Origin of the sequence: Flavimarina sp. Hel_I_48, assembly GCF_000733945.1 — a bacterium.
GTDB lineage: Bacteria > Bacteroidota > Bacteroidia > Flavobacteriales > Flavobacteriaceae > Leeuwenhoekiella.
The window spans coordinates 1,828,097-1,852,366 of the sequence record NZ_JPOL01000002.1 but is presented as its reverse complement, the minus strand read 5'-3'; the positions used below and the strand labels follow the sequence as shown (position 1 = coordinate 1,852,366).

Below are 24,270 nucleotides of genomic sequence, written 5' to 3'. Positions count from 1 at the left end.
AATGGTTTTATTCCCAAATGTACGTGCCCACAGCGCCGGCATCTAGCGTGGTAATTGCGAACTCATCGCCCACCTGAATATTGAACGTTGTTTGACTGTTTCCATCATTTTCAACGAGCAACACTTTTTTTCCATTTGGAGTGATAAAAGCGGCATTTTGAAGGGAACCGGCAACGTTACTTGCGATACGCACAGAACCGGCGGGTATAAATTTTGACGCGTGGGCAACAATATAATAACCGACATTCCGGTTAACGGTTTCTCCACCCGAAATGGTAAGCGCGCCTTTGCAAATCGTGCAGCCGCCATCAGTATGCGGACCGAAATCTGCGTCGTTTGCCAAATTCCATTCCAAGGCATTCTTACTCCAGTTGCGCATCGAGCCGATGATGACATTATTTACGTGATAGCGCAGGGTGCCGCCAAAATCATCTTCAGAAGAATTATACTGTTCAGTGAAATAGACATTTTTATCAGGAAAAGCGTTGTGAACGGTAGAAAGCGCGCGGATATCGCCGGCATAAAGGTGAAATGCAGCCCCATCTACAAACGGATTGGCTTTTTCGTCGCTCATCACGGTAATGGGATAATTGGGATTGTCACAATTGTGGTCGTAAGCAATGATTTTGGTTTCAAAACCTGCTTCGCGCAAGGTGGGGCCAAGATTGTTTTTGATAAAATCGGTCTGATCTGTCGCCTCCATGTACATACTTGGGTTGTTTCCACCATGAAGTGGCTCATTCTGGGGCGTAAGCGCATCTATTGTAATGCCCGCTGCTTGCATTTCCTGGAGGTATTTTAGCCAATAATCGGCATAAACCTGATAATATTCCCTTCGCAGGCTGCCGCCTATAAAACTGTTATTGTCCTTCATCCATACGGGCGCCGTCCACGGGGAAGCCATGATTTTTAGATCTGGATTTATCGCCAGGATTTCCTGTAAAAGTGAAATCACACCACTGTCTTTTTCCAGGCTGAATTCAGAAAGATCAGTATCTGCTTCTCCCTCGGGAAGGTCATTGTAGGTAAAAGGTGCCGCATTTAAGTCTGAAGCACCCACGCTAATACGTAAATAACTTACCGAAATAGAAGCATCTGAATCGCCGAACAATTCCTCTAAAAGCGCCGTTTTTTTAGAGGCGTCAAGTGCATTAATTACGTCTGCGCTACCGCCTGTAAGCGTATAACCAAAACCATCAATGGTTTGAAAGGTCTGAGATTCATCAACGGTGATACTTGGGAAAGTATTGGTCTCGGTCTTAAAACTGATGATATCACTTTGTTTTTTCAGCTTTACGCTTTCATCAGATTTTGTTAGCCAAAAAGTAACATCTGCGGTTGCAGCAGGATTTTCCGGCTCTGGGTTTGATATATTCGCCGTATTGCCATCATTGTCAGAAGAGCAGGAAAACTGTATTAGCGCAAAACAAAGCACAACCATCCTTGTTATTTTTGATAAATAAAAATGATTCATAGCATTGATTTTTAAATTGGAAAAACAACCCATTATTGGTCTAAAAGAGGTCATTAATATGTTTAAAACGACGATTTTCAACTCTTTTTGACAGGTAATTGACCAAAAATGTGCTTGTATTTGAGGAGAAGCGAGGAAATCTTTTCTTCAAACAAAATTTCTATTCGCGTTTGCCACGCATTTCAATATTAGTAACAGAGATACCAGTAGAACCCGTACTTTCACCACCACTTTTGATAAGAAAATAAACCGTTCCTGATTGTTCAAAACTAACTGTATTACCAGATCCTACACAGCCTAACTGGGAAATCCTTCCGTCAAACTCAGAATTTCCACATCCATCATATGTACTAAGGGCAATTCTTCTACCATCTGCGGCATAATCACTATTTTGTACAGGTGGCTCGGGGGAAACATAAGCTTCAAACCAAGTGTTTGTTGCGCCACTTCCAAAAACCCGCATATCTATTGTATATTCTTTATTGGCCTCCACTTCAACGGCCTGAAAAATGCCCTGCTGGTTGAAATCACTTGCAGTAATGGTCGCAAAGCCATCGTTAAAAGACCAGTTTGCGCCTGATTCACTAATGTTTAAAACCGTCCAATGTTCTTGCGCAGCCTGATTTTCAAACTTACCGCCCTGGATAATGTTCCCTGCAGCGGGATCTGATGTGGCTACCTCGATTTCCTGTGTAGCAATGTTCACCGCGCCACCACGGCCTATAACCCGTTGCGAAGCGGTGTAGGTTCCTGCGTCCGGTAAAAAGATGGTATCTGTGGCCGGTGCGTTATAAAACCCATCGCCAATGTTCCACATAAAACGCAATACATTATCATTTGTGGATTGTAGCACAAAGCTGTTGGGATCACCATCTACCGGTTTAACGGTAAAGGAAGCGTCTACATCAGGATCGGTAAGGCCGTTGCCTATTCCGGACTCGTCAGGTGTACAACTGGCAAGAAGGCCTGCCGTTAGTATTGCTAAAAGAGAATAAGACCGGAAGGGATTGATTATTTTTGAAAACATGTTCTTTCGGGTTTTGAGTTAGTAATTGGGGTTTTGAACAATAACAGTATTTTCCAGCTCGTTGAGCGGTATAGGAAGTACTTCGTTCTTGCCTGCTGTAAACCCAGCGCCAGAAAGTACCGTAGCAGCGCGGCCGGTGCGTACAAGGTCAAACCAGCGGTGGCCCTCGCCAGCGAGTTCTAAACGGCGTTCGGTCATGATCGCATCTATAGATACGGGGACAGATGGTAAACCTACTCTGGCACGAACCGCATCAAGTAAGGCTTGCGCACGGGCACCGTTTCCGCCCAATGCCTCTGCTTCCATTAAATAGCTGTCAGACAAACGCATGACATAAACATTTTGTGCGTAATTAAGTTCAACAACACCGCCACCAGTAGTTTTATCTGAATTTAGTGGCATGAATTTTTTTAGAAAGTAGCCCGTGTCCTGATTGGCCGGCGTGTAGGTGATTTTCCCTTGCTGTTGTAGGGCTGCAAGATCTGCGATTGTGGTTGCGAAACGAGGATCACCCTGCATAGCATTATATAGATCTTGAGTAACTGTATTAAAACTCCAACCGCCAGCGTAATCAGGAGCATCAGAACCTGCGATAAGCGAGAAGCCACGAGGACCTACCATGTGACTTACGGTATTCCCTTCATTTTGACCACCACCCCAGTTGCCATAATCTACATTTGCACCACTGGTGCTGGCTATTTCAATAATCCCTTCGGAATTAAAGCCAACAGTACTCAAAAACAGATCAGCATAATTATCTACTAGTCTATAACCGAATGGACTAGTTCCCCCTGCAGTCCCATTTACAGCAACAAACTGTTCTGCTGCCAGCTCATTTTTACCCTCGTAGAGGTACACTTTGCCCAACAATGCTTTCGTGCTCCCCTGAGAAAAACGGCCACCTTCGTTCTCCAGATCTGTAATGGTCATGGGAAGGTCTGGTATTGCCTCCGTAAGATCGGTTTCTATTTGTGCGTACACTTCTGCCGCTGTTACCTGTGGTACATCATAGATTTCGGCAGTAAGTAAGGGTACGGTGATCAATGGGACATTACCAAAAAGGCGCACCAGTTCAAAATAATAATAGGCGCGCAGGGTTTTTGCCTCTGCGGTAAAACGTGCCTTTAGATTTTCATCCATAGGTACGTCTGGTAATTTTTGAAGCAGCACGTTGGCTCGGTTCACGCCCTGAAAAAAATCATTCCAAAAGCTTGGAGGCACCGTTGATTCATCAATGGTGTAATCATTAAAAGACTGGATTCCTGCACCATCAGAAGAACTACCACCCCCAGCGTTAAAATCGTCTGAGCCGGCATTCATCATGGTGATCATGTTCTCAAAAGTCTTGGTCTGCTTACCCATAATGTCATAGGTTGCAACAAGACCAGTATATGCCTGATCAGCATTGGCATAGTAATTTTCTTCAAGAAAAGTTCCTTGAGGTTTTATTTCAATGTATTCTTTAGAGCAGGAAATGGTCAAGGTTGTGAAAACAATACCTACTACGGGATATACTAAATGTTTCAGTTTCATATCGTTTTTTTAAAATTGTAAATTAACACCCACTAAACCTGTAACGGCCTGTGGATAGAAGCCGCGGTCAATCCCAAATACACCCCCACCAATTTCGGGATCAAAACCTGTATATTTTGTAAAGGTGAACAGATTTTCTCCCGTAACGTAAAGGCGCAACCTGGAAAGACCCACCTTATCAATCACGTCTGTAGGAAGACTGTATCCTAGCTGAACCGTCTTAATGCGCACATAATCACCCTTTTCAAGGTAAAAATCAGACGGGTTTGAGAAGTTGTTGTTGGCGTCGCTGTTTAAAAGGCGCGGGTACGAATTAGAAGTTCCCTCACCCGTCCAACGGCCAAGTGCCTCGGTCTGATAATTTGCGTTTTCGATATCTAATCTTCTTAGACCCTGAAAGATTTTATTTCCGGCAGCGCCCTGGGTAAAAATAAGTAGGTCGAAGTTTTTATAATCCATGTTCAGTGTAAAACCGAAGGTATATTTTGGGATAGAATTCCCTAAAAACTTCCGGTCTGCTTCGGTTATAGCGCCATCATCATCAAGATCTACCCATTTAAAATCACCTGGAACGGCATTAGGCTGAATAACCTGCCCTGCAGAATTCACGTAATTGTTCACCTCTGCCTGATTCTGAAAAATACCATTGGTCTTAAAACCGTAGAACGAATTAAAAGATTCTCCTACAGCTGTACGGGTTATGGGGTAATTACCTGATTGAATAGTTTGTCCTCCCGAAAGAAAATCAATACCGTCACCTAAATACGTAACTTCATTTTCTAAATACGATAGGTTGGCATTTGCAGAAATATTAAAATCCCCGAAAGTCTTATTATAGCCCAGTTCAATATCAAAACCCCTGTTTACCATATCTGCCACATTTGCAGCAGGATTGCCCGTTCCTACATAACCTGGAATACGCAGATCTTGCAGAATGCCTACGGTTTTCTTGTTATAATAGTCAAAAGTAAGGGTCAGATTGTTGAATAAGCGGGTGTCAAAGCCTATGTTGGTCTGGTGCGTTTCTTCCCATTTAAGATCTGGGTTGGCAGGTGCGTTGGGACTGTTGCCAATAACCACGGTTGCCACGTTGCCAAACGTGTAGTTGCGCCCTGCGCCTATTGTTGATAGATAACGAAAATCACCAATCGCATCGCTTCCTACAACACCGTAACCACCTCTTATTTTCAACTGACTCACAACATCATTTTCTGGCCAGAAATCTTCTTTAGTAGGAACCCACCCCAATGAAAAGGAGGGAAAATAACCGTATTTGTTATTGCTACCAAAACGGGTTGAACCATCCCGGCGGATGATACCGGTAAAAAGGTATTTTTCCTTGAAATCATATGTAAGTCTTGTAAACAAGGAAGTGACGCGGTGCTCTGTACCAATGTAGGCACTAGAGATAATCTGATCATCTGGAACCTCAAAAAACGCTGCATCTTCACGATTTGTTACAGGAATATTATTATAAGTAACCGTTGAACCTCTGGTATCATTCTCCGTATAGGTTCCCTGACCCAGCAAAACGCTGAAATTATGTCCATTTATTTCTTTGGTATAATTAAGCGTGTTTTCAATATTCCATCCAAAACCACGATTCATTTCCTGAGAAAAACTATTTTGAGAGGTTACCACAGAACTGTTTAGATAAGAAACAGGGGTAAAATTTTCAGCACCGTAATTTGCCAATTTACCGCCCAATGTGCTTTTTAAATTTAAACCAGGTATCAATTCCAAATTTACGTACACATTACCGACAAAATTATCTGCCCAGTTGTAATTGCCCAATCGTGTTTGGGTATAGGCAAGTGGATTGGTCATTTCCTGAATTACCAAATTTGAAATACCATAAGGATTTCCGTTGGCACTTCTCAAGATTCCATCATTACTGGAATAAGGTGATCCATTAACAAGGGCAGGATCAGTTTCTACTACAGGAGTTAAGGGATCCAGATTAATAGCAGAGCTCAACGGACCACCAAATTCACTATTGGTATTACCCAGACCGGTACTTTTTTCGTTTGAATAACCAATAGTCTGACCAATGGTAATGATGTCATTGATTTTATGGGTAGAGTTGAGGCGAATGTTTTTACGCGTATAGTGTGAAATATCTTTTGTTACGATCCCTTCTTGATCCAGATACCCAAAGGATAGATAAAAGGTAGAAACATCATTTCCGCCGCTCAGACTAACCTCGTGGTTTGCGCGTTCTGCAGCGTTGTTGAAAATCGCATCCTGCCAGTCTATACCCTTACCAAAACTTTGAGGGTCTGCAAAAGGCAAAGCATAACCACTTACCGGACCGCTGTAGTCATTTGCGTATTTTTCGTTATAAAGGGTGGCATATTGTGTACCGTTTAAGAGATCCAATTTTCTTGCCGGGCCAGATAAACCAGAATATCCGTTATAGTTGACACTCAACTTGCCAGATTTCCCTTTTTTGGTGGTAACCAATATAACCCCTGCCGCAGCTCGTGCTCCGTAAATAGCTTGGGAAGCAGCATCTTTTAAAACTTCTATAGACGCAATGTCAGATTGGTTGAGGTAGCCAATGCCGCCTGCATCAACAATAACACCATCAACCACCCAAAGCGGCTCATTATTACCAAAACTCGTAATACCGCGCACCCTTATGGTTGAAGAAGAACCGGGCTGGCCAGAATTTGCGGCAATGGTCAAACCAGAAGAACGGCCCTGTAAGGATTGTTCAACCCTTGTAACAGGTAGGCTTTCCAGATCTTCAGCTTTGACGCTTGAAATAGCACCGGTCACCACACTTTTTTTCTGCGTACCATAACCTACGACAACTACTTCATCTAGAGAGTTAGTATCTTCTGTAAGATTGATTTTAAAATTTGAATCGGCATTAACGGGAATTTCCTGCGTATTATAACCTACGTAAGAAATTACAAGCACATCTCCTTGAGAAGCTGCAATACTAAAATTACCATCAAAATCGGTTAGTGTACCTGTATTGGTTCCTTTAACAAGAACATTTGCACCAGGTAATGGGACATTAACTGCATCAAGTATGGTTCCCGTAATCTGTTGTGTCTGTCCCATAACGGCTTGCATGAGAAAGACGAAAGCAAACAAAAAGTAATGTTTAATTTTCATTAAGTTAAATTTTAGAATGATTTTATAAATTGCCCTATTTGCTATTTTGTTAATATCACAATTAAGGCGCTACGAAATCGTTTTATTGAAATTTTAAGCGGGGCTAAATTAGAATATGATATTCGTTAAATATCTTTTCTATTACTTTTGTGTTACGTCATCATTCATAAAGACTACGTTTTTTATACGTCATTCGCCATAAGTCTTTGAATTTCAATAATTATATTTTAAAAAAAATAGATTAATTTTAAGAAATATTGATTATTCTTTTATTGGATAATAAGTAGCATTCATTCTATGCGTATTTGTATTAATACATTTATTGTTTTCTTGTTTCTAATCGGGATTAATAATGCCAGGTCGCAGGCAATTTTTTTTGATAAGAATATTCAATCTCCTAAAATCAGTCATTTTTCACGGAATGATTTTAAGAGTGATGCCCAGTTTTGGGATATGACCTCAGATGCTGAAGGTGTACTTTACTTTGGAAACAACGATGGGGTTATAATTTTTGACGGTGAATTTTGGAAAAAAGTCAATCTGCCCAATAGTTCATCTGTGCGTAGTCTATGCACCGGGAAAAATGGTACGGTGTATGCTGGTGGTTTTAATGAACTTGGGGTAATTAATAAAGATAGTACGGGTACCTATATGTACCAGTCACTAACTGATAGGCTTAATCTGGACGACCGTAATCTTGAAAATATTTGGCAGGCACATGCCGTAGGTGACCTGGTAGTTTTTAGAACTTTCAGCGAACTTATTGTATTTAATAAAAATGCAGCAACCCATTTGTCAACAAATTCACGATTCACGCATTCTGGAGTAGTGGCAGAACGTTTGTTTATCCAGGAGCAGGGGAGTGGTATCATGCAGTTTGACCCAAACGTTCGAAAGCTGGAATTGGTTTTTAAAAATGAAGCTTTCAATGGAGAGGAGATCACTGCATTTTTACCGCTTGAAACGGATAATAACCTTTTATTGATTGCAAAAAGCGGAAATCTCTACAAGGCGGATGTTTTCAATAAGAAGGTCGTTTTTTGGAAATCAATATTCAATAAGGGGCAAAGGGACCAGGTCATAACAGCGTTAAAAAAGAACGGCCAATTTTTCCTGGGAACTTTAAGCTCAAAGATAATTGTACTTGATGAGACGGGAAGTCTGGCAGAAAAAGTCAATTATTTTGACAATGTTTTTGATTCTACCGTATTAAACATGTTTGAGCACAAAGGTGATTTATGGGTGCTTTTGAACAATGGTCTTGATTTTATAGATTATAATGCACCGGTGACCTCCCTTTTTGACCAGGCTTCAATCTATGATATCCTGATACGCGACACTACTATTTATCTAGCAACAAACAGAGGTGTTTACCGCGCAGAAAAAAGTAATCAGAACATCAGAAAAACAGATTTTAAACGAATTAACGGACTTGAAGGTCCGGCGTGGTCCATTCAGGAAGAAAGTGGAAGCATTATCGTATCGCATGACCGAGGTCTGTTTATTTTAAATGACGATCAGGTTGAGAAGATAGATAAGGCTAATGGGTTCTGGAAAATCATTCCTATTTCAGATTTAGAAAATAGGTATCTGGCCACCAATTACAACGGAATTTATCTTTTAACAAAAAAGGACAATAACTGGCAACTCTCTGCAAAAATTGAAGGTTTTGACGAGTCCACACGAGATATAGCTCAGGCTGAAGAGGAAAACAGTTTTTGGGTTTGTCATGGATATCAGGGCGTTTATAAAATCAAGTTCAATGCAGATTACAGTCGTATTTACTCGGTAGACCATTATACTGATAAGAATGGTTTTAGTTCACCTTTTAATATCAATGTGCGCCGCTGGAAGGGCAGTACTGTTTTTACAACTAACACAGGCGTTTATACGTTTAACTACGCAGGAAATACTTTCGAGCCTTTTACGCCCTTAAATAAAATCCTGGATAGTACGTTAAATACGAGGCAACTTATTCAAAAAGGAGAGAGGACGTGGGTGGTGCAGGACGATGAAGTGGCCTATTTTGATAAATCAAACCCTAGGGATCTTCATAAAAATCTATTCCTGAATCTGAAGGGAAACCTCAATAAAGGTATGGAGCGCATTTTACCTATTGACAGCGCGCATGTGCTCATTGGCGCTAAAACCGGCCTTTTTCTATATGACCTAATGCCAGGGAAAGCTCAAAAAAATATTGACACAAAAATTACCGAAGCGTATTACCTCAAGGGTGAGGTGCTTAAAAAATTGCCTATACATACATCTGATCGTATTCTCGTACCTAATGAAACCGCTATATTCAGCATCTCATTTGCGTCACCGCAGATGTCGCCTAAAACGCCCATAGAATATAGTTATCGCTTGAACAACGCCGAAGATAAATGGTCTGCCTGGACCTTAAATCCTACAAAGGAATATACCCGCTTGGTGCCCGGTGATTATACTTTTGAGGTTAAAAGTAGAAATTTTGCCGGTGTGGAAGGTCAAAAAGCAGCACTAAAATTATATGTTCCCGCCCTCTGGTATCAGACTGTAACGGCGATCGTATGCTATATTACCCTATTTTTTCTGTGTATTCTCATAACATATACCCTTGTTAAGAAAAAAATCAAAACCGAGCGTAGAAAATCAAAGGTTGAAGCCTATAAGTCAAAAAAACTACTGGAACTGGAAATCGAGCAACTCAAACTCATGCAAGATAGGGAACGCATTCAACGGGATAAAGAGATGCTCGAGGAAGACAATATTGAGAAAAGTAAGGAATTGGCCAATTTTACCATGCTTTTGGTCAAAAAAAAGGATATTTTCTCAGATACTTACACTAACCTAAAGGAATTTAGAAAAACCCTCAACACGCAACCTGCAAAGAAACGCCTAAATGACGTACTTTCTAAACTTAACCAGCACCGTATAGGGGAAGAATATATGCGCGTATTTGATGTTAATTTTGAAAAAGTACACAAAAACTTTTTTAAAGCCCTTAAAGATCTCGACCCCAATCTGAGCAAAAGAGAACTACGCCTTTGTGCTTTTGTAAAGATGAACCTAACAAATAAAGAAATAGCGCCATTACTCAATATTTCGGTACGTGGAGTGGAAACAGCACGTTATCGTGTGCGTAAAAAACTTGATGTACATGAGACCAGTTTTCAAGAATTTCTTCAAAATCTTTCTCATGCACCTGCGAACTAAACTCTATAAAGCTGATTGAGGATTAATAATTGCTTAACTTTAAAATTTTTGTTTTGTACTAGTTTTATCCCACCTCAAAAAATTACAATGAAAAACCTAATTGTTCTCACCTTATTTATGCTCGTGCTGCAAATGTCGCAAGCTCAGGAAGTCACCACGATGACCTATAACATTAGAATGAATACGGATGCTGATGGGGAAAACGCCTGGCCGCTTCGCAAAGAATATTTAGCGGAACAAATCAAATTTTATGATCCTGATTTTTTTGGGGTTCAGGAAGCGCTCCCGGAGCAAATGGATTTTTTAAGGGAAGCGTTTTCAGATTATACTGCTTTAGGGGAAGGTCGAGAAGGAAAAAACAAAGGGGAATTCTCCGCGCTCTTCTTTAGGAAAGAGAAATTTAAACTGGAGGAAAACGGTATGTTCTGGCTTTCTGAAACGCCTGAGAAAATTTCCACAGGTTGGGATGCCGCGTTGCCCAGGGTTTGTACCTATGGATTGTTCCGTTTAAAAGAGGGAAACAAAAAAATATGGGTTTTCAATACGCATTTTGATCACATAGGCCAGCAGGCGCGTGTGAATAGCGCCCAACTTATACTGGATAAAATCAAATCTTTAAATACCGAAAATTACCCGGTTGTGGTGATGGGCGATCTCAATGTTGAACCTGATAAAGAAGTGATCGCAACGTTTGAAAAACAATTGATCGACACGCATGAAATTTCAGAAGCAGGCGCTTTTGGTCCAGAAGGAACCTTTAACGGTTTTCATTTTGATGAACCCGTAACCAAAAGGATCGATCATATATTTGTATCAAAAAATGGGATAAAAGTCCTAAAATATGGGATTTTGAGTGACTCCAGAGATCTCAAATATCCATCAGATCACCTGCCCGTGTATACGCTGCTAAAATTGGAATAAAAGCCCCAAAAACTGATTTTTTTTACCCTTTTTCAAGCCGAAAACATGCGATTTTTACCTGTTTTCATTGGATATCCCTTAATTTTAATTGTAGGGAAACATCACCTTTCCATTCATTGATATCCAAAGAATAACAAGCACTAAAGGGTTTCTGATCTGTGATCAATGCACACTTTTCACCAAGGTTGAATCCTATTGCCCCTATGGAAACACCGCTGTGTTCCCCAGGAAGGCCGTGCTGGGTAACGGTACATTTTAAATGCTTGCCCTCACCGCCCACACATTTACCATAGCCCGTATCTTTTAAATCTGTGCTCATAAATACCGGGGTCATATTACCGGGGCCAAAAGGCTCAAATTGTTTTAAGATTCTGTAAAATTTAGGTGTGATTTCTTCCAGTTCAAGTGCCGCGTCAATGCGTATTTCAGGAATTAGCAAGCGTTCATCAATCTTATCGTGAACCACTTCTTCAAATTTCAGTTTAAAGTTTTCATACTGATCTTCAAAAAGCGTTAGCCCCGCAGCATATTTATGACCACCAAACTGCTCAATATATTCAGCACACTGTTCTAAGGCGTCATACACATCAAAACCTTTTACAGAACGTGCGCTTGCGGCCAGCTTTTCACCGCTTTTAGTAAATACAAGGGTAGGACGGTAATAGGTTTCAGTGAGGCGGGAGGCAACGATACCTATAACGCCTTTGTGCCAGTCTTCATGAAAAACCACGGTTGTTTTGCGCTCTTCTTCCTTATTATGAAGGATTTGGCTGAGTGCCTGCTCTGTGATCTCGCGATCCAGTTCCCGGCGTTCCGTATTTAATGATTCAATAGCAGCGGCCTTATTTGTCGCAATTTCAGGATCGTTTTCCTTTAATAATTCTACGGCGTGCAGACCATGTTTTATACGTCCTGCCGCGTTTATACGTGGGGCAATGATAAAAACAACATCCGTAATACTGAGTTTCTTCTTATCAATTTGTTTGATCAGTGCTTCTAACCCTATTCTGGGGGCAGTATTGATCACGTGGAGCCCATAATAGGCAAGCACCCTGTTTTCCCCTGTAATGGGCACAATATCTGCGCCTATCGCCACCGCTACCAGATCGAGGTAAATACTAAGTTCTTCAATGGTTTGCCCTTGCCGGCCTGCAAGCGCCTGTACTAACTTAAAGCCTACCCCACAACCACAAAGTTCTTTATAGGGATAGTCACAGTCCGTTCTTTTGGGATCGAGAACGGCAGCCGCTTTTGGGATATTTTCACCGGGACGGTGGTGGTCACAGATGATAAAATCAATCCCTTTTTCAGCTGCATATTGAACCTTTTCAATGGCTTTGATACCACAATCAAGCGATATGATAAGCGTGATCCCATTATCATGGGCAAAATCAATACCCAGATAGGAAATGCCATACCCTTCTGCGTAGCGATCAGGAATATAACTTGCAACATTGGGATAGCGGCTTTCCAGATAACTGCTCATAAGTGCTACGCTGGTTGTGCCATCTACGTCATAATCGCCATAAACAAGTATGTTTTCTCCATTTTCAATCGCTTTTTCAATACGGTCTACGGCAAGGTCCATATCTTTCATCAGGAAGGGATCGTGCAAATCATCCAGCGAAGGGCGAAAGAATTTTTTTGCTTCCTCAAAAGTATGGATACCTCGCTGCACAAGGAGCTGTGCTACGGTTTCTGAAACACCAAGCGCTGTAGAAAGTGTCCTGGTTGTATTTTGTTCGGGAATGGGTTTTAAGCTCCAGCGCATAATGCTTTATAAAGCGTAAAGATACGAATTAAGGATTGGGTGATTACAGAATGCCCTACTTCTACAAGGTAGTATGGTCCTCAACTATCATTTTTTCAAAATGTGTTGATTCTTAACTTAGAAATGATACAAATACAAAGAAATAACCGTTTTTCATGTCTATTTTTGAAAAGAGCAATTCGGGTTTTATGAAAAATTATTTGATTTTTTTTCTGCTAATGTCTTTAATACGTCCGCTGGAAGTTATGGCACAATTTCACGATAATGTTGTTATTGCCCACAGGGGCGCATGGAAAAAGAACCAATATCCAGAAAATTCAATAGCCGCGCTTAGAGAAGCTATTAAACTGGGTTGTCATGGTTCAGAATTTGATGTTCATATGACGAGCGATAACGTGCTTGTAGTGAATCATGATGCTGAATTTTACGGTTTGGATATAGCGACTTCTACTTATAACGAGCTGCTGGCTCTAAAACATCCCAACGGGGAAAAAATACCTACCGTTGAAGAGTATCTTACCGAAGGAATGAAGCAGGATAAAACAAAGCTCATTTTTGAAATAAAATCTTCAGAAGTTGATAAAGAACGCACTTTAGAACTTACAAAATTGTCTGTTGCGTTAGTGCATCATCTAAAGGCCCAAAAGTGGGTAGAATATATCTGTTTTGATTTTGACGCGGGAGCATATGTACATGAACTCGATCCCAATGCGCACATTGCTTATTTAAATGGTGATAAAACACCAGAGGAAGTTAAAGAAGCAGGTTATACCGGCCTTGATTACCATTTTAGTGTGTATGAAAAAAATCGGCACTGGATTAAAGATGCCCATGAACTGGGACTCAGTATCAATGCCTGGACCGTAAACAAACCAGAAGATATGAAGCGTTTGCTAGACCAGAATGCTGAATTTATCACCACAAACGAGCCCGAATTGTTATTTGAGATTCTCGAGAAACGGAAAAATCAAGAATAGCCAAGTAGTTAATAACTAGGATAAAAACATTTATTGGAGCGTACTATAGTAGTGAATTATATTCAATTTTTACCTAATTTGTGTTATTAATGTAATAAACAGCTAACATGAAAAGATTTTGTTATTTTCTCATATTATCTATTATCTTCAACAGTTGCTACAGTTACAAAACACCTATAGAGAATACAGAAGATATGCTAATAGGCAAGCACTATAAGATGACCTTTGAAGATGGAACGGTTAAACGATTTAAGTACAAAGATGGAATGGATAGCCTGAAAATAGCCTCCCTTTTTTTTGACAAGAATGATAAAATCGCCCTATCTGATGCTATGGAAATCAAAGAGGGGAAATTTTCTATTTTCAAAACATCGCTCATAGCCGTTGTTACCGCAATTTTCACTGGGTTATTCTACACAGCTTTAGATTTTCCTTTAGATACGGGAGGCAACTTTCAATTATAGGTAGTTGAAATACTTTAGGGTAAACGATCACTTTCACATACTATTGATCCACTCTGCGGGATTCTGGCGTTCGCTATCTTTGTAAACCACAAATTTTAGGATGGTCTTTCCGGTAAAAGTGTCTTTTGCCACTGCTCCTATAGCTTGTTTAACCGCTATTTGCTGATCAACGCTTACCTGAAGGTTTATAAGATTTTGATAGACGGTTATATAATTACCGTGGCGTACATAAACCGCAAAATTTGCACCTGGCAGACTTTGTATCTTGAAAACAGTTCCTTTAAACGCAGACCGCGCAAGGCTTCCGGGTTCGGTTTCTATTTCTACACCGCTATTGTAGGTAGTAATATTTGATAGGGTAGGGTGGCGCGAAGTACCGAATTTTTTATAAATGCGTCCAGATTCGACCGGCCAGGGCAATTTACCTTTATTGGATGCAAAGTCATTGGCCAGGGCACGTGCTTCTGGGGTCAGTGCAAAGGTGGTTGTGCTGCCTTTAGTAGTGCTGGTATTTCCTGTTTTTTTGTTTGATGCCGCAATCGCTTCTCGAATGATGCGGTCTATTTCCTTATCAATACGGTCTGCTGCGCGTTGCTTGCTATTTATCTGGCCTGCGTACGTGCTTTCTTTTTTCTTTATGGTTGCCATCAGACCATCCTGCTGTTTTTTCTCTTCTTGAAGTTGGGCCTGTTCCTTCTTATTTTCGGCAATAAGTTGTTCTTTTTCGGCTTTTTGAGCAGCTAATTTACGGTTGGTTTCTTGCAGAAGTGCTGCACGTTCCTGTATTTGCTCGCCCTGTTTTTTTCGGTAATTGTTGTATTGTTTGAGGTACTGTACCCTTTTATAGGCCTGGGTAAAACTTTTTGAAGATAACAAGAACATAATACGGCTCTGGCTACTTTTACTTTTGTAGGATTTGAGCACGAGCGCTGCATATTCCTGCTTTAACTTTTCGAGCTCATCGCGTAGCGCCGATATCTTCTCAAGATTCTTATTGATTTCACCCGTAAGGAGATTGGCTTGTTTATTAGTTACCCGTATCAAATCTTCACGCGCTTTGATTTTCTGAGAGAGATCTTCCACCTGATTGAGCACATTGATCTCCTGTCTTTTATTGGTCTGCCTTAGTTTATTGATCTGAGAGATCTGGTTCAGCAGTTCCTGGCGCTCACGCTCCAGCTGTTTTTGTTTTTCGGTCTGTGCCGAAAGCATTTGGGTTCCAAAAATTAGGAAAACAAGTAAAAAAACGGACTTCGGTATGCAAAAAAGTCGGATCAAAGTTCAATTTCTTTATAACCGCCAGGTATTTCAAAAGGGAAACTTACCTCTTCATTGACCTCTACATTGCGGTAGGAGATATCTATTTCTGTAGTTTTGTCGCCTTCTTTTGCACGTACCAAAACCTCTTCTGGCAAGATGCCTATATTTTGAGCTGCATAATCACTATAGGAAACAGTAAGTTCCCTATCCTTGTTTTTCTGTTGCAGACGTTGCTGCTGCATGGTAAAACGCTGTGGATCCAGATAAAAGAACAAACTAAAAAGATCACGCTGTTTTTTAGGAACAACCAGGTAATTCTGTTGACCGGCAATGGCGTTGTAACCGCCTTTGTTGAGTTCAAAAATAGGCTGGCCCAGAAGAAGTGCCTGCACCTGCTTAAAGTCAAGCGCTGTACCCAAAAGCTCACTCAATAATTCAAAATCACCATCAAAGTAGGTTCCATCTATCTTTTCATAATACTGCACATGATCTGGGGTTATTTTTGCTTTTGCAAGCGAAATACCTAAAATGGAGGCACTCATCCATATGGTTTTATCTTTTTCCATACGCAGGCTCACGCTTACGCCTTGTGTGGTATGTTCATCTTTATAACGAACCTTAAGTTTTGCGGCAAGGGTATTAAAATCGAAATGCGTATCGTAATGCGATTCTATAATTTTTGCCGAAGCCAGGTCTTCTGGAGTGACCGCTGTACGGGTAGATTTACAACCACTTAGTAATAGCACAAAGCAAAAAAGAATTGAAAAAGTATATTTCATAGTTTTTATTGCATCAATTGGGTAGCGCGTTTTTTATATTCAGCGCCTTTAGTGGGATTTCCAGATTTTTCATAAGCAGCACCTAGTTGCGTATAAAAATCACTTTTCATTGTAGGGTCTTCAATTACATAATCAATACCTATTTCAAGATCCTGAATGGCAGCCGTGTAATTTTCCAAACTGTTATTAGCCACACCCGAAATCAAATAAAAGATAGGCTGGCTGGGATAGAGATCCTGACCTTCCTGAGCCAGTTTTACCGTTTCCTGAAACTTCAGGGCTTCCAATTGTAAAATCATGAGGTTTTTGATCACATTAAAATCTTCGGGCTCACTTTGATAGGCGTTGAGGTAATAATCAAGCGCTTTTTCCTTATCATCGTTTTTAAGATAATAACCCGCCAACTCCTGATTGACATCTATTTTTTCCTTTTCGCTGAAAAGGGCTACTGCCTGCTCAAGTTCATTCTCAAACTCGGGATGTTCTTCCACAAAGAGCAAAAAATCATTGAGCACACTATGCTTCGCCTTCACTTCAATAGAAGTACTCCTGAGCACTTTATCCATAGAACGTACTGCTTCTTCTATATTGCCTTTATCCAGGTTGAATTTATAAAGAGCAAGGTGCGCGGCATCTGCTTTGGGATTGATATCCAGTAATTTTTGGGCAGTTTCATACGCTTTTTGCGTCTCGCCCTGCTCACTGAATACATAGATAAGGTTAAGGTAATTTTGTTCAGAATCAGGATTGGACTTGATACGCTCTCTAATGGCCTGTTCTTCAAGATCGCCACCGCTTAGCGCATAAGCCTGACGCCGCATCTGGTCTCTGTAGGTATCTTTACCCATTTCATTATCAAGCTCATCCAGTAGCGCAAGCGCTTTATCAAATTCTTTAGTACGTATATAAATGCGTGCAAGGTCTTCTTTGTACTGCGGATCAAAAGAAATAAGCTGCTTTACAAGGTCTATGGACTTTTGAAAATTTTGCTTCGCATAATACACTTCGTAAAGACTTTCCATCACATCGCGCTGCTTAGGCTTCAATTTCAGCGCTTTTAAGTAATTATATTCTGCGCCTTCCGTTTTTCCAGAAAGTGCCATATTCTTCCCTTTTTCAAAGTAGAGAATAGCTTCTTTGGGACGAAGGGCAATACAGACATCCAACGCGGTAATCGCACGGTCATAATTTTCGATCGCTTTTTGTTTTAAAGCTTCAAAAAACGATTCCTGAAATTTATCTGTCACATTGCCCAGATCATCAATATTCACTTCTTTAAGCGCAGGATCTTCTTGCGCATGCATGGGAACGGTAAGCCAAAGCAAACCAAATAAAAGAAGTAGATTACGCATAAATATATGATCCGCAAAGCGGAAATTAGTACCTTAAAAGGCTGTTTTATGTATCAAAAAGGCCATTAATCCAATACCGAATAATCACCTATGCTTATTTCGGTAAAATTACCATCAAATTTTGCATAGTTACCTATCATGGCATTTTTCAAATTGGCATTTTTAACCGAACTAAAATTTTGTATTAAACTGTCAGCAATCGTGCTGTCTTCAATCACCGTCCCCATACCTATGGAAACATTAGGGCCTATTGTTGCATTTTTAAGCACTACGTCATCACCTATGAAACATGGCGGTACGATCTCGCTGTTTTCTAATTTAGCGCTTGAGGATACCATTTCTACATTTTCCTGGTGTAAAAAGTTGAGCATTCTTCCATTTGTTTCTACGGTAACCGCTTTGTTGCCACAGTCCATCCACTCCTCAATCTGGCCAGGTTTAAAGGTGTATCCTTTAGCCTGCATTTGCTTAATACCGTCGTTGATCTGATATTCTCCGCCGTGCATTAGATTTTTGTCCAGAACTTCCTGAAGTTCATTTTTAAGCACTGCTACGTCCTTGAAATAGTAAATTCCTATAACGGCCAGGTCAGAAACAAATTCCTCTGGTTTTTCAACCAGGCCGGTGATCTCATTTTTGTCGTTAAGGGATACTACACCGTACGCCTGTGGATTTTCTACCTGTTTTACCCAGATCACGCTATCAGCATCTTTATCTAACGTGAAATCTGCCCTAAAAAGTGTATCTGCATAAGCGATCACGCAAGGACCGCTCAGGGATTCTTTTGCGCACATGATTGCATGGCCCGTTCCCAGTGGTTTATCCTGATAATAAATGGTGCCTTTCGCCCCTAGTTCCTTAGCGATTTCTTTAAGGTTGTTTTCTACCTGCTCCCCAAAATCAGCACCTATCACAAAAGCTATTTCTTCTACAGGTTCTTCCAATACACCGGCAATATCCTGTACAAGGCGGTGTACAATAGGTTTACCAGCAATGGGAATAAGGGGTTTTGGAATGGTTAGGGTATGTGGGCGCAAGCGGGAACCGCGACCGGCCATGGGAACAATTATTTTCATTTTATTGGATTTTAGACCCGGTGTTACCGGGAAGACTTATGATTTGAGATTAACTCCTTCCGCAAAAGCGGAAAGTTTATGAATATATTTAATGTTTAGATTTGCTCAAATAAAACGTACTATTAACCTGGATACGTTAGATTTTCAGCAAATTATCGAACTGAAAATTATCGTGATCCGGTACTGCCAAAACCACCAGAACCGCGCGCTGTCTCCTGAAGCGTTTCAACCGCTTCCCATGTGGCCTGTTCATGTTTTGCGATGACCATCTGGGCGATTCGCTCGCCAGCCTCAATCACAAAGGTAGTATCAGAAAGGTTGACAAGTATAACACCTATCTCCCCACGATAATCTGCATCAATAGTACCCGGCGAATTAAGGACGGTAATCCCTTTTTTTGCGGCCAGGCCACTGCGCGGGCGTACCTGTGCTTCATAACCTTCGGGAAGTTCAATAAAAAGCCCTGTGGGGATAATGGCCCTGCCCAGGGGTTTAAGCTCAATAGGTTCAGGGTTATTTGCCCGTAAATCCATCCCGGCAGAAGCCGAAGTACTATAAGCGGGTAGTGCGTGTTCAGATTTGTTTACAATTTTAACCGTCATTGCGATAACTGCTTATTTTTTTAATAAAATACGTTTAAGTTCTTTGTTTTCAAGCTTTAAAACCAGTGCGCCAAAAACTGCGAGCAAGATAACACTTACTAAATAATTTTCCCTAAAAACATAAAAGCTTAACCCGGAAAAAAGTATGGCTATAATCAAATAACTGCCTATTCTGGTTAGATTATAGGGTATTTTATAGTGTTTTTGACCTATAAAATAAGAAATCAGCATCATGCTACCGTAAGCTACCAGTGTGGCATACGCAGCAGCCATAAATCCAACGATAGGTATAAAAACAATATTTATAACTATTGTAATACCAGCGCCCACGATTGAAAAATACATTCCGTAGCGGGTTTTATCTGTCAATTTATACCAGATGGAAAGATTGTGGTAAATACCTAGGAATAAATTGGCCAGAAGTACCGCGGGCACGATCCCAATTGCGATGTAATAAGAATCATTGCGAATGAGTATCACCTTAAAAAAATCTATAAAGCTGATGATGATCAGTAGCCCTGCGGCGCCTACAACGACAAAATATTTGAGGATGGTTGCATAGGTTTGCGGCGCGTTTTTTTCCGAAGCATGATTGAAGAAAAAAGGTTCTGCCCCCAGCCGGAAAGCCTGTATGAAAATGGTCATAAAAACGGCTAGTTTATAGCAGCCTGCATAGGCGCCCATAATGTTCTTATCAAGCAGGTCCCCCAGTAAAAGCTTGTCCAGGTTTTCATTGATGGCAAAGGCAAGACCGGCTACGAGTACTGGCCAACCGTAATCCCATAATTGCTTGAAGATCTGTCTGTCAAAAATCAATTTGGTCTTTAAAAAATCGGGTAAAATGATCAAAATCGTTACCGCACTTGCAGCGAGATTGGCTATAAAGATATACCTGACCAAATTCTCTGGATCAAACCATTCAAACTGCAGATTGTACTTTGGGATCGTCCAGAGAAAGAAAAAATTGAGCACAACATAAACAAAAAGGTTGGCAATTTTTATACCTGCAAAGCGCAATGCTTTTCCCTGGGCGCGTAAGTAGGCAAAAGGAGCCACAACCAGTGCATCCAGAATGGTAATTCCCAGCAGATAGGTATAATATTGTGGAGGTAAGAGTAAGGCAGTGGTTATAGGTGTTTTTAAAAACCACAGCAGTACAAACGCTATAAGGGAAACCGTAGTGATCGCAATAAGTACCGTGCTATATACGCGCTGCTTGTTCTGGCTTTTTGAAAAGAATCGAAAAAAGGCAGTTTCCATACCAAAACTGAGCAGTACATTGAGAAAAGTCGCCCCTACATAAAACGAGGTGTTATCTGCATAGCTGCGGTTTCCCAGCACATCTGTATGCAGGCCTATGAGAATTATGCTCATGACCCGGGGAAGTACGGTCGCAAGGCCATAGACGGCAGTATCCTGAACAAATCGCTTGAGTACGCTCAAAAATGATGAATTTGGGGCTAAAATTAGCTATTTAATACCTTGAACAATCGCTATTAGAGGTCCTTTTCGGGGAGAACTTAAAATATATCTTTCTATTGGGGTGTACGAGGTAGATTTTAGACGGAAGTTTTTTCCGTAAATGATTTAGTTATTAGTATTAAAAGGTGCTTCGGCAGGATATTTTGTGCCTTTGTCCTTTAAATTTTTCAACACATGGTAGTTCTCTTTTCCGTCTTTGAGATAAACAAGCAGTGCTTCATCTGGTGCGAGTGGAATAGGGGATTTTTCAGGAATTCTCGGTTTTGGGTTATTGGCCTCATCCTTACTATCACTGGAAAGGACATAATCAGGTTTTTTTCTCGCGGAAATAAAATGTGCGGTATATAGCGTTTCCTTTTCTTTATTCAATGCTGCAGACTGACCCTTAAAAAACACCGACTTTAAAGTTATAGCATCTGGTTTGTTTTCAATAATCACAGAAATATCCATTCCTGAAGTATTGTTAGGCTGATTCGTGATCCAGGAAGTATAATAAGAGTCCGTTACGGTAAAACTTGGTTTTTTCACGATTTGGCGGTTTTGTGCGCAGCTGGTTATCGTGCTAAGCGTGATAATAAGCAGGAATATAGTGCATGTTTTTTTCATTGCGTTGCGTTTAAAAGGATACTTCAAAAACAGTGCTAAAAAGTAGATAAATTAAAAAAGCCCTGCTAAAAACAGGGCTTTAAATCTAATATTTAGTGAATCAAACTAGTTATTTAATGCTTCTGCACCACCTACGATTTCCAATATTTCATTAGTAATCGATGCTTGACGCGCTTTGTTATATTTCAATTTGAGATCATCACGAAGTTCTGTCGCATTATCTGTTGCTTTGTGCATAGCGGTCATACGTGCACCGTGCTCACTGGCGACAGAATCCCTTATTCCCTTAAAAAATTGAGTTTTTAGGGCTTTTGGAATCAATTGTTTTACGATTTCTTCTTTAGAAGGCTCAAAGATGTAATCTACCTGAGCGGCATTTGTAGTCTGAATGTTTTGCTCTTGTAAGGGAACGATAGGTAAGAACTGCTCACGTACCACAACTTGCGTCGCTGCATTCTTAAATGAGTTGTATACCAATTCTACACGGTCATAAGTACCTTTTGTAAACAGATCCATTACGTGTTCAGCGATTACCTCAACATTTTCGTAAGAAAGGTCATCAAAAATGGCGTTGTTATTTTCAACAACCGTATAGCCTTTCTTAAGCACATCATTTGCTTTTTTCCCTAAGGTAAGAAAATGAACTTCTTTGTTGGGATAGGCATCATTGGCTATATTTCTGGACTCTTTAATGACATTGGCATTAAAGGCTCCTGCAAGACCACGGTTAGAAGATATAGCGACAACAAGCACTTTATTAATGGGTCGTTGCTCAGCGTAACGGCTTCCGCTGTCACCTTCCATAGTGGCGCTGAGGTTCTGCAGGAGTTCTGTCAGTTTATCAGCGTAGGGGCGCATGGCGGTAATTGCATCCTGTGCTTTTTTCAACTTTGCCGCAGAAACCATTTTCATGGCACTGGTTATCTGCATCGTTGATGACACCGATGAAATCCTATTTCTAATTTCCTTTAAATTGGCCATTTTTTAATTCAGAATTTTGAATTCAAAATTTAAATTATTCTGTTCTTTTAATACTTGGCTGCCATATCTTTAGCAACCGTTGTAAGCGTATCTATCACTTCGTCAGTAAGTTTACCCGCTTTCAGCGTATCCAGAACATCCCTGTGCTGTGCATTAAGGAATTCCAGATAGTCTTTTTCAAATTCTTTTACTTTATTTACCGGTACATTACGCAAGAGATTTTTTGAACCTGCATAAATAATCGCGATCTGGTCTTCTACTGTATAAGGATCGTTTTGAGCCTGCTTAAGGATTTCCACGTTACGTTGACCTTTAGCGATCACGTTCATGGTAGCCGCGTCAAGATCTGAACCGAATTTAGAGAAAGCTTCCAGTTCCCTGTAGGCTGCCTGGTCTAATTTTAACGTACCCGCTACTTTTTTCATGGATTTGATCTGCGCACTACCTCCCACACGAGATACGGAAATACCCACGTTGATCGCTGGTCGTACACCAGAGTTAAATAAATCTGATTCCAGGAAAATCTGACCGTCAGTAATAGAAATCACATTTGTAGGAATATAAGCAGAAACGTCGCCCGCCTGTGTTTCGATAAGGGGTAGGGCAGTAAGTGAACCACCACCTTTGATAAGGGGCTTAAGACTTTCTGGCAAATCATTCATGTTTTTTGCAATCTCATCATTGTTGATGACTTTTGCTGCACGCTCCAATAAACGGGAATGCAGGAAAAAGACGTCACCAGGATATGCTTCACGACCCGGTGGGCGACGCAATAACAGAGAAACCTCACGATATGCTACCGCTTGCTTGGAAAGATCATCATAAACGATCAATGCAGGACGACCCGTATCCCTAAAATATTCACCAATAGCGGCGCCTGCAAAAGGAGCATAAACCTGCATAGGAGCAGGGTCTGATGCATTTGCAGCAACAATGGTAGTATAGGCAAGAGCGCCTTTTTCTTCCAGCGTATTGGCAATACCGGCAACAGTAGATGCTTTCTGACCAATGGCTACATAAATACAATAAACAGGTTCGCCAGCGTCATAAAATTCTTTCTGGTTCAGTATAGTGTCAATACAAACTGTTGTCTTACCAGTCTGACGGTCTCCAATTACAAGTTCCCGTTGTCCACGTCCCACAGGGATCATGGCATCAATAGATTTTATACCAGTCTGTAAAGGTTCAGTAACGGGCTGACGGTAAATTACGCCTGGAGCCTTACGCTCTAAGGGCATTTCATAGGTCTTGCCTTCAATACCACCTTTACCATCAATAGGGTTACCTAAGGTATCTACAACACGTCCCACGATACCCTCACCTACATTGATAGATGCGATACGTTCCGTACGTTTTACGGTAGATCCTTCTTTTATTTCTTTAGATGGGCCTAATAATACAACCCCTACATTATCTTCTTCAAGGTTGAGTACGATTCCCTCAAGACCTCCTTCAAAGGCGACAAGCTCTCCATATTGTGCGTTTGATAATCCATAAACGCTGGCGATACCATCACCCACGGTAAGCACGGTTCCCACTTCATCAAGCGAGGCCGATGCTTCAAAGCCTAAAAGTTGCTTCTTTAAAATTGCTGAAACTTCTGCTGGTTTAACTGCTGCCATTTTAGTAAATTATATTTTGAAA

Annotated in this window: 18 protein-coding genes; 4 read left to right on the top strand and 14 right to left on the bottom strand. The window is 40.8% G+C overall.

From position 1 onward, the window contains the following. Positions 1-7: 7 nt before the first annotated feature. From P162_RS08180 to P162_RS08165, 4 genes are all read right to left on the bottom strand, one after another. On the bottom strand, positions 8-1,474 hold the full coding sequence (locus P162_RS08180; protein ID WP_031426818.1) for a glycoside hydrolase family 30 protein: 1,467 nt from the start codon (positions 1,472-1,474) through the stop codon (positions 8-10). Between the two features lie 160 nt (positions 1,475-1,634). Beyond that, positions 1,635-2,501 carry a hypothetical protein gene (locus tag P162_RS08175; protein ID WP_031426817.1) on the bottom strand — a complete coding sequence of 289 codons (867 nt, stop codon included), beginning with the start codon at positions 2,499-2,501 and terminating at the stop codon, positions 1,635-1,637. 18 nt (positions 2,502-2,519) lie between these two features. Further along, positions 2,520-4,034, bottom strand: a complete 1,515-nt coding sequence (locus tag P162_RS08170) for a RagB/SusD family nutrient uptake outer membrane protein (RefSeq protein WP_031426816.1) — start codon at positions 4,032-4,034, stop codon at positions 2,520-2,522. 9 nt (positions 4,035-4,043) lie between these two features. Beyond that, a complete protein-coding gene (locus P162_RS08165) occupies positions 4,044-7,160 on the bottom strand; it encodes a SusC/RagA family TonB-linked outer membrane protein (protein ID WP_031426815.1) in 3,117 nt (1,038 codons plus the stop codon). Between the two features lie 297 nt (positions 7,161-7,457). On the opposite strand from P162_RS08165, the gene P162_RS08160 reads away from it, so the two are divergent. Together P162_RS08160 and P162_RS08155 are read left to right on the top strand one after the other, a co-directional pair. Beyond that, positions 7,458-10,355, top strand: a complete 2,898-nt coding sequence (locus tag P162_RS08160; protein ID WP_081868396.1) for a triple tyrosine motif-containing protein — start codon at positions 7,458-7,460, stop codon at positions 10,353-10,355. Positions 10,356-10,442: 87 nt separating this feature from the next. Then, positions 10,443-11,276 (top strand): endonuclease/exonuclease/phosphatase family protein, encoded by an 834-nt coding sequence (locus P162_RS08155; RefSeq protein ID WP_031426813.1) that lies wholly within the window; start codon positions 10,443-10,445, stop codon positions 11,274-11,276. Positions 11,277-11,340: 64 nt separating this feature from the next. On the opposite strand, the gene recJ is transcribed toward P162_RS08155, so the two are convergent. Then, the gene (recJ, locus tag P162_RS08150) at positions 11,341-13,047 is read right to left on the bottom strand and encodes a single-stranded-DNA-specific exonuclease RecJ (RefSeq protein ID WP_031426812.1); all 1,707 of its coding nucleotides are present in this window, start codon (positions 13,045-13,047) and stop codon (positions 11,341-11,343) included. 218 nt (positions 13,048-13,265) lie between these two features. On the opposite strand from recJ, the gene P162_RS08145 reads away from it, so the two are divergent. Further along, a complete protein-coding gene (locus P162_RS08145) occupies positions 13,266-14,024 on the top strand; it encodes a glycerophosphodiester phosphodiesterase (protein ID WP_241077747.1) in 759 nt (252 codons plus the stop codon). 107 nt (positions 14,025-14,131) lie between these two features. Next, positions 14,132-14,488 carry a hypothetical protein gene (locus P162_RS08140; protein ID WP_164076235.1) on the top strand — a complete coding sequence of 119 codons (357 nt, stop codon included), beginning with the start codon at positions 14,132-14,134 and terminating at the stop codon, positions 14,486-14,488. A gap of 33 nt (positions 14,489-14,521) precedes the next feature. Here P162_RS08140 and P162_RS08135 read toward each other — a convergent pair whose 3' ends face one another. The 9 genes from P162_RS08135 to atpA all read right to left on the bottom strand — a co-directional run bounded on the left by P162_RS08135 (position 14,522) and on the right by atpA (position 24,248). After that, on the bottom strand, positions 14,522-15,700 hold the full coding sequence (locus tag P162_RS08135) for a murein hydrolase activator EnvC family protein (RefSeq protein ID WP_081868395.1): 1,179 nt from the start codon (positions 15,698-15,700) through the stop codon (positions 14,522-14,524). Positions 15,701-15,762: 62 nt separating this feature from the next. Then, positions 15,763-16,527, bottom strand: a complete 765-nt coding sequence (locus P162_RS08130; RefSeq protein ID WP_031426806.1) for a DUF4292 domain-containing protein — start codon at positions 16,525-16,527, stop codon at positions 15,763-15,765. A 5-nt stretch (positions 16,528-16,532) separates the two neighbouring features. Then, positions 16,533-17,879 carry a tetratricopeptide repeat protein gene (locus P162_RS08125; RefSeq protein WP_031426805.1) on the bottom strand — a complete coding sequence of 449 codons (1,347 nt, stop codon included), beginning with the start codon at positions 17,877-17,879 and terminating at the stop codon, positions 16,533-16,535. 65 nt (positions 17,880-17,944) lie between these two features. After that, positions 17,945-18,955: a sugar phosphate nucleotidyltransferase gene (locus tag P162_RS08120; RefSeq protein WP_031426804.1), complete on the bottom strand. Its 1,011-nt coding sequence runs from the start codon at positions 18,953-18,955 to the stop codon at positions 17,945-17,947. A gap of 167 nt (positions 18,956-19,122) precedes the next feature. Then, positions 19,123-19,557, bottom strand: a complete 435-nt coding sequence (gene dut, locus P162_RS08115) for a dUTP diphosphatase (RefSeq protein ID WP_031426802.1) — start codon at positions 19,555-19,557, stop codon at positions 19,123-19,125. 12 nt (positions 19,558-19,569) lie between these two features. Beyond that, positions 19,570-21,000, bottom strand: coding sequence for an oligosaccharide flippase family protein (locus P162_RS08110; RefSeq protein ID WP_031426801.1), 1,431 nt, complete (start codon positions 20,998-21,000; stop codon positions 19,570-19,572). 144 nt (positions 21,001-21,144) lie between these two features. Then, positions 21,145-21,645: a hypothetical protein gene (locus P162_RS08105; protein WP_031426800.1), complete on the bottom strand. Its 501-nt coding sequence runs from the start codon at positions 21,643-21,645 to the stop codon at positions 21,145-21,147. A 105-nt stretch (positions 21,646-21,750) separates the two neighbouring features. Beyond that, a complete protein-coding gene (gene atpG, locus P162_RS08100) occupies positions 21,751-22,626 on the bottom strand; it encodes an ATP synthase F1 subunit gamma (RefSeq protein WP_031426799.1) in 876 nt (291 codons plus the stop codon). Between the two features lie 47 nt (positions 22,627-22,673). Then, the gene (gene atpA, locus P162_RS08095; RefSeq protein WP_031426798.1) at positions 22,674-24,248 is read right to left on the bottom strand and encodes a F0F1 ATP synthase subunit alpha; all 1,575 of its coding nucleotides are present in this window, start codon (positions 24,246-24,248) and stop codon (positions 22,674-22,676) included. Positions 24,249-24,270 lie beyond the last annotated feature (22 nt).